13 protein-coding genes are annotated in these 13,141 nt (G+C 42.1%); 4 read left to right on the top strand and 9 right to left on the bottom strand.

The window, feature by feature from the left end; genetic code table 11:
* Positions 1–280: 280 nt before the first annotated feature.
* A complete protein-coding gene (locus DP114_RS11685; protein ID WP_171976146.1) occupies positions 281–1,873 on the top strand; it encodes a helix-turn-helix domain-containing protein in 1,593 nt (530 codons plus the stop codon).
* 89 nt (positions 1,874–1,962) lie between these two features.
* Here the strand turns inward: DP114_RS11685 and DP114_RS11680 are convergent, their stop codons facing one another.
* The 3 genes from DP114_RS11680 to DP114_RS11670 all read right to left on the bottom strand — a co-directional run bounded on the left by DP114_RS11680 (position 1,963) and on the right by DP114_RS11670 (position 4,737).
* The gene (locus tag DP114_RS11680; RefSeq protein WP_169264388.1) at positions 1,963–2,751 is read right to left on the bottom strand and encodes a HalD/BesD family halogenase; all 789 of its coding nucleotides are present in this window, start codon (positions 2,749–2,751) and stop codon (positions 1,963–1,965) included.
* 249 nt (positions 2,752–3,000) lie between these two features.
* Positions 3,001–3,882 carry a DMT family transporter gene (locus DP114_RS11675; RefSeq protein ID WP_169264387.1) on the bottom strand — a complete coding sequence of 294 codons (882 nt, stop codon included), beginning with the start codon at positions 3,880–3,882 and terminating at the stop codon, positions 3,001–3,003.
* A gap of 345 nt (positions 3,883–4,227) precedes the next feature.
* Positions 4,228–4,737, bottom strand: a complete 510-nt coding sequence (locus DP114_RS11670; protein WP_246163126.1) for an SET domain-containing protein — start codon at positions 4,735–4,737, stop codon at positions 4,228–4,230.
* Positions 4,738–5,195: 458 nt separating this feature from the next.
* Between DP114_RS11670 and DP114_RS11665 the strand changes: the two genes are divergently transcribed.
* The 3 genes from DP114_RS11665 to DP114_RS11655 are packed head-to-tail and all read left to right on the top strand — an operon-like array spanning position 5,196 to position 6,212.
* Positions 5,196–5,516 (top strand): prevent-host-death protein, encoded by a 321-nt coding sequence (locus DP114_RS11665; protein ID WP_246163124.1) that lies wholly within the window; start codon positions 5,196–5,198, stop codon positions 5,514–5,516.
* Positions 5,517–5,564: 48 nt separating this feature from the next.
* Positions 5,565–5,987 (top strand): putative toxin-antitoxin system toxin component, PIN family, encoded by a 423-nt coding sequence (locus DP114_RS11660; protein ID WP_171976145.1) that lies wholly within the window; start codon positions 5,565–5,567, stop codon positions 5,985–5,987.
* A gap of 6 nt (positions 5,988–5,993) precedes the next feature.
* On the top strand, positions 5,994–6,212 hold the full coding sequence (locus DP114_RS11655; protein WP_171976144.1) for a toxin-antitoxin system HicB family antitoxin: 219 nt from the start codon (positions 5,994–5,996) through the stop codon (positions 6,210–6,212).
* Between the two features lie 193 nt (positions 6,213–6,405).
* On the opposite strand, the gene DP114_RS11650 is transcribed toward DP114_RS11655, so the two are convergent.
* The 6 genes from DP114_RS11650 to DP114_RS11625 all read right to left on the bottom strand — a co-directional run bounded on the left by DP114_RS11650 (position 6,406) and on the right by DP114_RS11625 (position 12,954).
* Positions 6,406–6,696 (bottom strand): nucleotidyltransferase family protein, encoded by a 291-nt coding sequence (locus DP114_RS11650; RefSeq protein WP_171976143.1) that lies wholly within the window; start codon positions 6,694–6,696, stop codon positions 6,406–6,408.
* Positions 6,697–6,771: 75 nt separating this feature from the next.
* Positions 6,772–7,365, bottom strand: coding sequence for a MarC family protein (locus tag DP114_RS11645; RefSeq protein ID WP_169264383.1), 594 nt, complete (start codon positions 7,363–7,365; stop codon positions 6,772–6,774).
* Between the two features lie 138 nt (positions 7,366–7,503).
* Entirely contained in the window at positions 7,504–10,404 is a 2,901-nt protein-coding gene (locus DP114_RS11640; RefSeq protein WP_171976142.1) for a CAAX protease, read from the bottom strand.
* A complete protein-coding gene (locus tag DP114_RS11635) occupies positions 10,401–11,096 on the bottom strand; it encodes a hypothetical protein (protein ID WP_171976141.1) in 696 nt (231 codons plus the stop codon). Before DP114_RS11635 ends, DP114_RS11640 begins: the two co-directional genes overlap by 4 nt.
* Positions 11,097–11,146: 50 nt before the next feature.
* Complete coding sequence (locus DP114_RS11630; protein ID WP_171976140.1) at positions 11,147–11,857, bottom strand: tetratricopeptide repeat protein; 711 nt, start codon at positions 11,855–11,857, stop codon at positions 11,147–11,149.
* 374 nt (positions 11,858–12,231) lie between these two features.
* Positions 12,232–12,954 carry a tetratricopeptide repeat protein gene (locus DP114_RS11625; protein ID WP_171976139.1) on the bottom strand — a complete coding sequence of 241 codons (723 nt, stop codon included), beginning with the start codon at positions 12,952–12,954 and terminating at the stop codon, positions 12,232–12,234.
* Positions 12,955–13,141: the final 187 nt, after the last annotated feature.

Here is a 13,141-nt window from a genome sequence, read left to right as displayed (position 1 = left end):
TCCATAAGCTCATGTTTCGCTCATTAGTAACAAACCGAAATAAATATTTATGAAATATTAAATAGTAAGAAATATTAAAAATTAGGCTCTGGTTACAAGCCTTAAATAGCTTCCAATGGAATACGCGAAATAAGGATGTGGTTAAGTAGTACGGCAAGCAAAATTTCTTATTGTCGGAAAAATAATGTGGTAGTGAGTCAGTAGTGAGTAGTCAATTAAGAGGACACATCCAGGGAGACTTGAGCCAGACATCTCAACGATTAAAGTAGGAAAAAGCCTTATGTCTTATACAATTCCTAACAACAGTTGCGTTGGATGTGACAACTGCCGTCCCCAATGTCCTACTGGTGCAATAAAATTAGAGAACAATGAATACTGGATCGACCCAAGTCTATGTAACAACTGCGAAGGCTATTATTCCAAACCCCAATGTGTAGCTAGTTGTCCCATAAACTTGCCCATCCCCATGCAAGCGAAAAGAGGCAGATGTAAAGTTGATATCAGAGATGCTACTAGCCCAGATTTATTTGCCAACGGTAAGAGCAACCCATTTGCATCGGCAATTGCTATCTGGGAGGCTTGCAATGTACTCGCACAGCGTTCTTCACTACCTTGGGAAATTGATGAATACGGAAAGGCGTGTTATAGCCGACAAGTGAACCACGGGCGAGGGGCGATCGCATTTCACATCACCGAACCAAGCAATGCAAGCGAACTCGCAACAGAATTAGGAGTTGTCGAGAAGCTCGATATCAGAGCAACTTGTATGCATTTGATTTTTGCAGCTCATGCAACAGCTTTAGATCAGCCTTGGGAGCAAGTCTTCACCATCGACGATCGCCAAATTGAGAAATATTTAGGGCTAGAGAAACGCAAAGACTTGAGCAAAGCTACTAAATTGACTTTAATGAAAAACTTGGTGCAGCAAACTTGCTCGCTGATCACCTCGCTTAATTGGCCCCAACAAGGTCGAATTAGGGGATTTTCAGTGGAAGGAAGCCGTTTGTGGCACTTAGTAGAAACTCACCATCACTTTCAAGAAGATGACTTGGGGTGCAAATATTTGGTTGGACTCACTTTTAAAGTCAAAGCAGGTATATGGGCGCAGTATTTCCTAAACAAACAAGGATGCAAAGAACAAACCACATTTTATCAATATGGTAGCTTGCCCAAATCCCTGTTAACGACTGTGATGAGTATTTGGCAGCAACACGAAGGAGCAGCGCGACTGATGCTGTGGTTGTTGTTCAAAACTAAAATGGGTAAAGAACAGCGGATTACAGTTCCCACCTTGCTGCGTGTTGCTTACGGTGAAGAGAAAGTCACGCTTGCTTGCAGAAAACGAGAAGAACGCAAGCGACTGCTACGAACTTTTGAAAACGATTTGGAAGTCCTCAATCACTATGGTATCAAACCAGCTTTCGATCCGGTGACATACCCAGCAGCGATTCAACCGTTATGGGCGAAATTGGTCGATATTCCTGAAGATCCAGATGATGCCTTAGAGTTTTGGATTAAGGACGGCAGCGCAAAGACAAGCCTAACGGATACAGCTCCCCGTGGCAAGTGGAACATGTTAATGAATGCCCGGATTCTGTCATTTACACTCCCTCCAGACTGGGAGCAACAAACCACTACATCTCAAAAAAAGCAGCGCACAACAAAAAATCGAACAAAATCAAAAACCACAGCAGGGTATCTGCTAGGCGAACAGATTTTGCAAGCAAGGAAAAATCTCAAGCTTTCCCAAAGAGAATTGGCGAAAATGGCAGGTAAAAGCCAAAGTTGGATTCGAGATTTGGAAAATGGTCGCCTCAAAGCCAAGTCAGAAGACCAAGTGGTGCTAAGGAAAGTGCTGGGAATTGCTGGATAGGGATTTTTGATTTTACAGCAGTTTTCATTTATTTGAACCACATCTGTCGTAGGGGCACAGCATTGCTGTGCTTAAATATAGCACTACTATCAAATTTCACTGTAGAGTCTGGTTGCTGTGAATCCATATTTTGGATCAGGTGTTGCTTCATAGGCTAGGCTTACTGCTACACGACAGATGTTTTCCCTGACAAGTTCTGTCACTCTATGAAGACATTGATCGGCGCGAAGTAAGTATGCATCTCCTGGGAGATGGTGTTTCACCTGAATAAGATTTTCTGCTCTAGCCTTTTCAACAGCAGGCTTAATTTTTTCTTCAGGAGCAGCTCCAATACTGGAACACCACTCACGCCAACCTTGTACGAACTCTACCAAGCCGCCATTCTCCACAGGAGGAGCTTCAAAAATTAATGTGAGAACATATGCTGTATCATCTAGATGCCATCCGTGAGTTGCCTGATTAGAAAGCAGACAGTTCATTATCATAAACTCATCTCCATGAAGACAAGGGTAAATCTTACCTCCTATGATCGCTTGGATGAGTTTGACTACTTCGTAATTCGAGTACAGGCTCCATAATGTTAGAGACTCTTGTAGTATTCTTCTCCCTCCAAGAATACTCATCAGACGAGGTGTCTCGTAACCAGGCATCGTAAAGTTTCTCTTAGTTACAAATTGTTCCAACCTCTTGACTTCTGCTTGAAGAAAGGAAAACGCCTCACTATTGAGTAGGCTAGGTAGTTTGACATAGCCCTTGCAAGCAAACTCCTGTTGCAGTTCAACGAGAATCTTCTCCTGACTGTATTTCTCAGAAAGGAGATTCATAATTAAAGAGCGTTTTACCTCTGAACTTTGCAATGCGGTAGTGCTAGACAGCATAATTGTTTGTTCCTTAAATGTAGAATTTTGAAGATTGCTTCGGATCGGCTCTCTAGTGGCTTTATGTAGTTTATAGGTTGCTGTTCTACAGCTAGAGCAGTAGTTCAATATACTTGTTTAGTTTATATTTTTGTAAAAAATCAGGCGATATATTAGAGACACCAAACACAGTTCCAAAAAAGTTAATAGCAAGATTCTTTAACATCAGGTTCATCGAGTATTTAAGATAACCAACAAGGTAACAATCGGTTAGCTGCTCTGTATCTTAACTTCGATATCTGGCTCGCCCTTCTGAGCGCTTTGACTTAAAACCACTGCAGCTAAGACAAAAATCGCCCCAATTATACCGCGTATTCCAAGATGCTCGTCAAGTAGCCAAAACGAGAAGATTGCCGAGAACACTGGCTCTATTGTGTAGAGTAAGGCTGTTTCGGAAGCTGAAATCCAGCGCTGTACCAAAGTTTGAAGCCAGATGACAGCAGCAGTTGCCACCAGCGCTAGGTAAACAATCGCTCTCCAGTGCTGGCTTATTGCCTCAAATTGGTTGAGGACTTGCGAGTTACTCCAGAGTGCCCCTAGCCCTCCAATGAACAACAGTTGGACACTAGTGAGTGATAAAGTAGGGTGGTGTGAGGTGACTCGCTCTATGAACAGTGTATAGAGTGCATAAACAACAGCACCACTAAACATCAACAAATCGCCAATTCCTAACTCTCCCCCTTCCCAAAACATCACCCCAATGCCGATCGCAGCGAGTCCAGCAGCGAGGAAAGTTCTCAGCAGCACGCGCTGACCGCTTAGCCATCCCAGCAGAGGTACAATGAGTGCGCTCAGACTGGCAATAAATACTGCTCGGTTTGCTGGTATGGTTTGAAGTGCAATTGTTTCGGTAGCTAAGTAGAGGAAGAATAAAAGTCCTAAAATCAGACCATCGCGAAGCAAAAGCGCGTTGAGACTCCGTAAGTTTACGGCAAAAAACACTGCTGCTAACACAAAGCGTGTGGCGATCAATGCACTTGGTGAAAGATCACTAACTATATCTTTAGTCAATGGGAAAGTCGTAGCCCCAACTAAATTAATAAAAATCAGCAGTATTATTCCTTTAACGTGCAAGGCGTTTTCGGTTTGCATAAATAAATTGATTGGATTCTCTTAGGTTGTAGCTATCCAGCCGAAATCTGCTGCGGGAGGTACGCAATTTTTTGGGATAACCCCACTAAGTGTATTGTCCTTATAAGTGGCAATAAGCCTGTGGCTTGACGCTATATGTATCACACATAACGCAATTGTCGAATCACAAATTAATTAAGCTGTTATCCAATTTTAGTAATTGGGTATTTCAGGTTCTCTGAAATTTAGAATCCACGTTGCATAAATTGGCAATCACGCCCATTCATCACTAAAAGTGGGAAAAAACCCAAATAATCTGTTACTCGACATATTTGGAAGTTCCATTATTAATAGTTGGTCTTTTTCTCAGTCAAGATTCAACGAATGTTTTATCAAGCCTTTGATATGGAGATTAAGTTGAAATTGAATCATTTGACTAATTGATAAGTTTTTAGCTCCAGCCACAAAACCAATGCATTGAGGAGACTGACATTGACATTGAAATGGTCTATCCATTTCCCATTCTGTTGAAGGGTAAAAGAAGGTTAACTCCTCTCCTACCGAGATGTCCCTTGCAGCAATCACTTGCATCCGATGAACATCTACAAATGTTGTCGGAGAACAAGAATGATTCATGGCTTCTAGTAGCTGATCAAGAATATGTTCTTGAGTGCTAATCTGAACACTTAAAAAATCTGCATCTGTTTTGGATAAGTAAGGCAAGATGTCATAGATGACCTCGCCCTCCTTAATTTCACGTGTTGCGATCGCTGTTCTATTTAAGTTTCTTTGTCCAACAACCTCAAACAGATCTTGATCGCGTGCAAGCAGCAAATGGTTGCTGTCTACAAACGAGGCAGTTCTTTGTGTTTCCAAGTTGATTTATCCCAACGTTCCGTCATTATTAGTCTACCGTTCTTTCAGGCACGATTGTCCTAAAAAGGGAAGATTGTACGCACTCGGAATTCAACTACTCCCTTCGGTAGTCTAAGATTACCCTCAGACTTCTGTGCGCACGGAAGTGTCCTCGTCTATGTCCTGCGGACACGCTGCGCTAAGGCGGTTTGTTTTCTTTCCCCTCACCTAACGCTTCGCTGCTGCATAGTGGCAGAACGCCCACATCAATCCCATCATCAAAAGTGCGTAAAAGCTCTACTTCTTGTCGCGCTTACATCGCTGATCAGACACAGTTGTTCAGAGTGCGATTGGCTTTGCCACTGCCCCTTGGGCAATCGCGCATAGTCGCAGACGCCCTTAGCGTATCGCTTGGGAAAATAAGCTAACTTGAGAACAGCCTTTATATTCAATACTTCCAAAACTTGGAGGTTTTTACAATGAAATGGACACTTGAAGAAGCCAAAAAACAGCTTCCTTTAATAATTAATGCTACAAGTCTTGAACCTCAGCTAATTTATACTCAAGAGGAATTAGTGGCTGCAATTGTAGATCCTGAGCTTTTTAAAGAATTTTTAAACTGGCGGCAAAAAACTGCGAAAACATCTCTAGCTCCAGTCTTTAAAGAACTTCAGCAATTATGTAGCGAAGAAAATTATACTTTAGAAATACCAGCACGAAGCGACCGCAACAATTATTTGACAAAGTTGCGAAGCGTGCGATTGCGCAGAGCGCAGACGCCAAGGGCGTATCGCTTTTAAGTCTTTTGACTCGAAGTTTTGTGATAGCGTATATGCTATCATAATAACATGGCAATTAAAATTGTAGTTGATACCAGCGTTTTTATTAGTGCGCTGATTAGCTCTAAAGGCTCTAGCAGAGAACTCATTCGACGCTGCTTGAAAGGTGAATATCAGCCTTTGATGGGAAATGCTTTATTTTCTGAGTATGAGTCAGTCATTCAGCGAACAGAAATTGCCGCCAAATGCTCTTTAACTAGTGAAGAAATTTCTACTTTACTTGCATCATTTATGAGTGTCAGTAAATGGATTTCTATTTACTATTTATGGCGACCTAATTTAAAAGACGAAGCTGACAATCACTTAATTGAATTAGCAGTTGCGGGTAATGCTCAAATTATTGCTACTCACAATGTAAAAGATTTCCAAAACGCTGAATTGTTATTTCCTAGCTTATCAATATTAAAACCCGAAGAAATTATTAGGAGTTAAACAAAAATGGCAACTTTAACTATTCGTTTACCAGACGATAAGCATCATAGGTTGAAAGAACTTGCTCAAACCAAAGGCATAAGTGTTAATAAGCTGATTGAAGAACTTTCCACCATAGCAATAGCCGAATTTGATGCCAATACAAGATTTAAAGCAATGGCTGCGACGGGCAATCCAGAAGAAGGCTTAAAAATACTGGCTAAACTTGATAGTCTGACAGAATAAAGCTTTTAGGCGATGATATAAACACTAACATGAGGCGATAGCTTTTCTACAAGACGCTCTTGCAACGCTTCTGCCTTTGGCAGAACGCCTATTGTAGAATATTCTCAAATTTCAGTTGGAAAATGGTCTTGTTTGAACCTAATCACCAAAAGTGCGTAGAAGCTCTGCATCTTAAATACGAAGCCACCAGTCTCTAAAGAGCACGAATCACATCCTTAAGAACAGGTTCTCTTAAATGTTCCCTCAAAGCATCCTGCGTTCCCATATCTACCGAACACCCCAAAACATCCTCTAAATAGAGTCGCACCTCAATAAATTCAAACAATCCCACTGGGCGATCAAACTCTACCAGAAAGTCTACATCACTATCTGGATCAGCTTCATCCCGTGCCACCGAACCAAACAATTCTAAAGACTTCACCCCCATTGCTTGCAACTGCTTCCGATGAGCTGCGACAATTGCCAAAACCTCATCGCGCTTCATTCTTTTTCTCCCCAAGTACTGAAATCAGCATTTTCTGCTTGTAGGATAGCACCAGCTGTATTGCTGGGCAGTTCACTAAGTGAAAAACAACTCCTTAATTCCAGTACTGCCAATTTCCACTGCAAGTGCTGCTAGTAAAAAACCCAAAAGCTGGGTGATAATGACTTCTCCTTCCACGCCAATCCACTTGTCGATACCACTCCCCAAACGCAAAATCAACCAAGTGACAAACATTGCCGCGACAATACCCACGATAACGCTAAGATGTGGACTGGGAGATTCCGACATCAAGAGCATGACTGTTGTCAGAGTACCTGGTCCAGCTAGCAGTGGCAAGGCAAGAGGAGTAATTGCAACATCACGTTCTTGATCAATAACGGGTGTATCTAAGTCTCCTTGAAGCATTTGTAAAGCAATCAACAACAGCAGTAGCCCCCCAGCAACTCGCAAAGACCCCAAGCTGACGTCCAAGTAACGTAATATAAATTGACCACCAAAGGCAAAAAGTAAAAGCACTGCTATAGCTACGACTATGGCTTTATCTATAACTCTGCTTCTGCTGTCTGGTTCCATGCCTTTAGTAAGAACCAAAAGTATTGGTATGTTACCAACTGCATCTGCAAGAACAAAGACAGCAATAAAGGTTTTTACGAGAATCGAGATATTCACAGCAGATCATAATTTATTAGTTGTTCTAAAAAATTACCCCAAATCGGCTTTAGTTTCCTATAACTAAATAGGTGAAACCAAAAGCCAGATGATATGAGTTATGATCGATGCTGGTGAAGCCAAAGAAATAGTAAAATCTTAAAAGGTAACAGGAGCGATCGCCGCAATCTCCGGATCTGAGTTACCTACCTGGCTAGTGCTAAGTATCCATAAACACGCTCCCTGTTTATGAAATATCTCAGTCACGCTATCATTCGCTTTTCGTGGTAAAATGCTTCGCCAACTCACCAAAGCTTTCAAGATTTGTTGTAGAGGACTGTCCGCAAGAGAACTGCCTATACTTGTAGTAGAAGAGTCCTCCCAGTCAGCTCGTGCTATCCCAAAGGGTAACAGATCATGTCTGATAGCTTTGTCTAACTTCACCAACTGCTTAAAACTAGTCGCATATTCGGGATGACGAAGTAACCAGTTTTTAAACTCTGGATTATTTTTGATCGCATACGCAATATCTTTAGCATCGAATTGAATGGCAGCCTGAATAACTTTAATCGCTGCATATAATGCCTGGTTAGAATCTTGAGCACAGTTGTTTGCAGCACCAACATAAGTTGCACCCATCCCATCTCCAATCCGGTAACGCGCTGTCATGATTTCCAACTCACGCACCAAAACTCCCAAGAGTGTACGCTTGACTTCATCGGCATCGTAGTCATTTGTCAGAGCATCTAATTTTATCAGCGTATCGCAAACGGGGCGAATTCCTAACCAACCAAACTGGCGATCGCCCATATAACGAGTCCAAGAAAGCGTTCCTGCAATCAGCCCATCAACGTTGTGACAATAAACTTGGTGATACTCAATCTCAAAGCGTAACTCTCCTGTCAGGGGTTCGCGCACCACTTCTGCCACCCCATACGCAGAATGACCAAAGTAAACAGGGCCTTTCGCTGCGATTTCTCGTTTTTTGCCGCCAATACCGCCATAAACGTGTAGAAGCAAAGCACACTCACCTTCACGCCATTTGGACACTGCTTGCGGAATATCTTTACTCTTGCGATTCAAAAGCACAGATTGTATTTGTCCTTTCTTTGTGGTGATATTATTCCACGAGCGTTTCTTGAGAAATTCCATCGCTAGTTTTCTGCCAACAACCACCTCTCGGGGTTGGACTCGCAACAAAGCACGGGGGGCGATCGCCTGCACAACAAACATTCCGGCAGCGTTTTTTGCACCGTAAATATACCAGCCTGTCTCGTTCAGGGGAGACTTTTCCAGACCATCCTTGGTTGATGAAGAAATATTTTGCTCAGAAGGAATCACCTCAGGCAAAAGCACGACTTCCTCAACAGAGTTAAACTTACGGGAAGCACGATTGAAATGTATAACTCGGAACTGTTCACTTCCTGGCTGGATGGGCTGCAAAAACTTGACTAATCCGTAAAAGCGTCCAGAAATCTGCACCGGTTCACTGATAATGGAAAGGGTGATTTTCCCATTCTGTTCGATCACAATCGGCTCGCGCAGCTTCACGACTATATCATCATTCGGTCTTGAACCAGCCAGCGACTCCAATGGTGTCACCTGACGCCAGTGATTTATCCGAATCGGAACAATTTTCCCCCGTGTGTAGTTGTATAGTGCTTCCGCGTTGAAGTGAACATCCTTTTTGGTTGACTGAACCGATACTTTTGATTCAGGATCGTCAATCCATTGCAAATACACGACTTGTCCTACCAGATGTTTGTGTTTCGCATCTGCGTGATGCACTTCAAACAGAACACCATTAGCACGTTGATCTTGAGGCGGTAAAATTAGTCTTCCCATCCAAGGCGCGATTGGTTCATAAAATTCTGTGTTGACCGACTGATTTAAAGGATAGTATTCTGGTCGATTAAACGCAGCTTCTCGATACCGTTCGTAATTGCTAAGCTTTGTGATCACGAGTTCTTCATTGTAGGGATACTCGTCTCGCAAAATTCCTGATATGATGTCAACTGTTTGACGCAGATAGCTGCGACCATCACTTAAGAATTTATTGGCATCTAAAGGACCACCCGCGCCCATATGACCGACTGGACCGAGTGAAACAAAACTGATTTTACCTAGCCGTTTGGCACGGTTCCAGTAGGATAAGAAGAAGACTTTCCACCGTTTTGGAAACAAAATCGGACCTAAGCGCTCAACTGGGTCTTTGTCACCCACGAGATGGTAAAGATGTTCTGCTAATAGTGCATTAGTATTTCCACTGATGACGCCAGCTAAAGAAATGACCTCAATGGGTGCCTTGTCTAGTGCTTGCTTGAGATAAGAAAGTGCTCCCATTGCTATCTGTCCACCACCGCTGAAACCAATCAGTGTAATTGGGACTGCGCTACCGGGTTTGTAACCGTGGTTAATCAGGCTATTGTACATAACCTGCGCTGTACCTTGATTATAAATTGGTCCGAAGCGCTGGTCAGCAGAAACCGCAACAACAAGCAAATTGCGAATATTAATCGCTAAGGCGAGCAAAGCATTGAAGATACCACCATTCTTGGATTGACTGCGTCGTTCAGCGAAGCGCCAAAAGGGCGAGAGTATTCCACCTTCGGTCAGTGGTCGATTGAAGACTGAATAAGGGATGATTCCTTTAATGAGCACCATATTATCTGGTAAAGCGATCGCTAAATCATGCAAAAACTGATCGCCATCTGGGAAGTACTTGAATGAAGCTTGACCAATGCCATCAAGGTAAATAACATAACGAACAACATTTGTTTGCGGTGGGATTTGTTGTTCTAATATTCCTAGGTTGAGTTTAGTATCAACTTTATCACCATACCAACCAGCCCACCAACCCAACGCTTCGAGGGGTGCTAGGAGTCCAGCAAAGAGGATGGCTATAAAACTAATTTGCAACAAATCGACTGTTAGCTTTAACGCACCTCCCAAAGCGTTGTACCAACCTAACCACAGATGACTCAGTTCCGGAAAGAGTACAGTACAAAGTACGGCAATGAAAACAATTCCTAAAAATATGCTCACTCGCTTCACATTCATACTCTTGTGTTGTCTCCTTTATCACCTGCGTTATTTTGGTTCATTCTACGTAATATCTGCGGTCCCGCTTGCAGAAGTTGTTCTACTCCTTGCATATCTGTCACCAAGTGTGTTCCCGCCACTGTATTAGACAGCCACTTGCCAAGTATTGCAACTGGTCGTCCAATAGTGCGCTGCACAATCTGAAAGACAACCCATCCCAACACACCGCACCATAGCGCTTGCCAAGTACCAATACCAATGGCGACACGCAAGCCCATGACAAATATTAACAGTGTCCAAATAGAAAGCAAGACTTGAATTGCCACACCCAAATAAGGCAATGCCACTAAAAAACTCAATATCAGCGGTGCGTAAGCGAATCCTAATGTAGACCACACGATGTCATAGGGGATATTAGCATGAAATAGTATAAAGCTCACCAGCCATGTACTTAAACCCCAAAATAACACGGTGAATACAAATAACACAGATGAAATGAATAGACTCAGAAGAAACCGAAGTGGTCTGACTCGGTTAATGAATAGTACCGTCCCCTGACCTACAGCTTGAGAAAACCCAGCAACGAGTATAATGTATAACGCTGCTAGTGAAGCTTGGGGTAGGGTTTGAATCAGATCAAAGGCTTGCGGGTTGAGGGCGATCGCCCCACCTGCAAGCTCCCAAAATCTGTCGAGGGCAGTTTGTGTCATGGCAAATGGTATAAAAAAGCTGATAACTGTTTTAGCTGTTATAGTGTATGTTAATTCACCTTAAAATTCAGTATTAACTCTGTTTTTTTTATTTGGTCTTGACTAAAAGCGGCTTGCTTGAGATTAACCAAAAAAGTTCTATCGCTATACCGGGAATCTAGGTAAATAGCTTTGGTATAAACTTTTTTGGCGGTATTTTGAGCACCACTATCCCAATAGGCGATCGCACTCGCAACTAAAGGGTGAGGATTATTTGGTTCAAGAATAGCAGCACGGTTGGCAGTTAGAATAGCTAAGTTATAAATTTGTAATCTATCCAACGCTAAACTTAAGTTAAAATAGGCAATTTCATTATCTGGCTTGAGAATTGCTGCCAAAGTATGAACTAGAACTGCTGCTGTTAAGTTGCTATCAACCAGATAGACAATTCCCAAAGCATTGTACGCAGGAACAAAGGTAGGCTTTTGATATATTGCTTGCCATAAAGATTGTGCTGCTTGTTGTTCTTTTCCTGCTAAATGCAATGTCCAACCCAAATTAACTCGTCCCATAAGATTTTTGGGTTCGAGTTCCACAGATTTTTGCATTGCGGTAATTGCTTCAGGTAGCCGTCCTTGTTGACGATACAAAAGCCCTAATTGTCGATAGTCACCAGCGGTATTGGCAGCACTGGCTAAAGGTGTACCGAGAGCAAAAGTCAAAAATAAAGATGTACAAATTCCACTGGCTATCTTTACTTTTGCTGGTTTCAACACCTTCATATTCAGTTTCCTTTATCAGTTATCAGTTATCAGTTATAGCAGTCCTATTTCATTTGTGTGAAAGTGCCTGCGCTCTGCGCTTAAAAACAAAGTACATTTGTACATTCTTATTCCCTGTTCCCGTTCAGACGTTCAGCGAAGCTCAGTACCTCCATCCCCTTCATAAGGAGAGGGGAAGGGGTGAGGTACCTCGTTTGTTATAAGTGTTTATCCGGACATGATATAAGCTTGCACTCGCTGGTTGTTCTGCAAAAAAGACTAGTCTAGAGTCCAGTTGTTTGATGTAGACAAAGCATAATTTGAATTTGCTGCGCCTATAAAACTCTAGCAAGTCTTATTCTCAAGCTCTTTGGCATCTGCGCCAAAGAGTTTTTTTACGACACAGAAGGATCTTCGGTTGTTTTCATCTTCTGTAAAAGCTGTTGAACTTGGTAAACTTTATCAGGTCTATTTTGTGCCTTAAAAATATTCAAAGCTTTGTTCACAGATGTTAACGCCTCATCTCGGTTGCCTTTTTGCCACAGCACTTGTCCTAAACTTGCTAGTGCATCGGCATATTCTGGGTTAATTTTTAGTGCTTTTTGAAACTCTGCAATAGCTTCTTCCCAGCGAGTTTGGCTAGCAAGAGCAATGCCCATCGCATTATGAGCAAGAGCATAGCTTGAATTAAAACGAATTGCTTGTTTGTATTCACCAATTGCTTCTTCAGCTTTCTCTTGTTGATAAAGGACATTCCCTAGTTGATAGTGTGCAAAAGCATCTTTGGGAAATTTTTTAATTAACTTACGTAAATGTTCCTCTGCAGCTGCAAAGTTCCCCTGACCATAAAAAACATTTGCTTCTTGAATGAGGCGCGATCGCTCTTGATCGTCCCGATCGCCTATTTGTGCTAGTATAAAATTGTTCTGTAATCTCCTATGACTCTGGGGTAACGCTGAGAGGCTATGGTCAGTAATAACAGAATCAGTATTATTTTTTGGCGGTTCTGTAGTATCGGCTAGTACTAATGGTAATGTATCAATAACAGATAAAAACCCCAGTATTATATAAATAAGAGGTTTAGCAAATACCGAATAAGTTAGACTTTTCAGGTTCATAACCCACATTACCTGAATAATTTATCGTTAATGGTTTTAGGGAAGCACATTCAGCATCAAGTAGAGTCAGTATATGCCGTTGAGAACATTTTACCTAAAATTTCCACTTTCAAAAATTAGTCCTTAATAAAATATCTTTGGTCTATATGTGAAGCATCGCCCTTGTTTTGCCAAGCTTATTCCTCCG

Source organism: Brasilonema sennae CENA114 (assembly GCF_006968745.1).
Taxonomy (GTDB): Bacteria; Cyanobacteriota; Cyanobacteriia; order Cyanobacteriales; family Nostocaceae; genus Brasilonema; species Brasilonema sennae.
The sequence above is the reverse complement of the archived record's forward strand: the minus strand, read 5'-3'. Positions and strand labels throughout refer to the sequence as shown.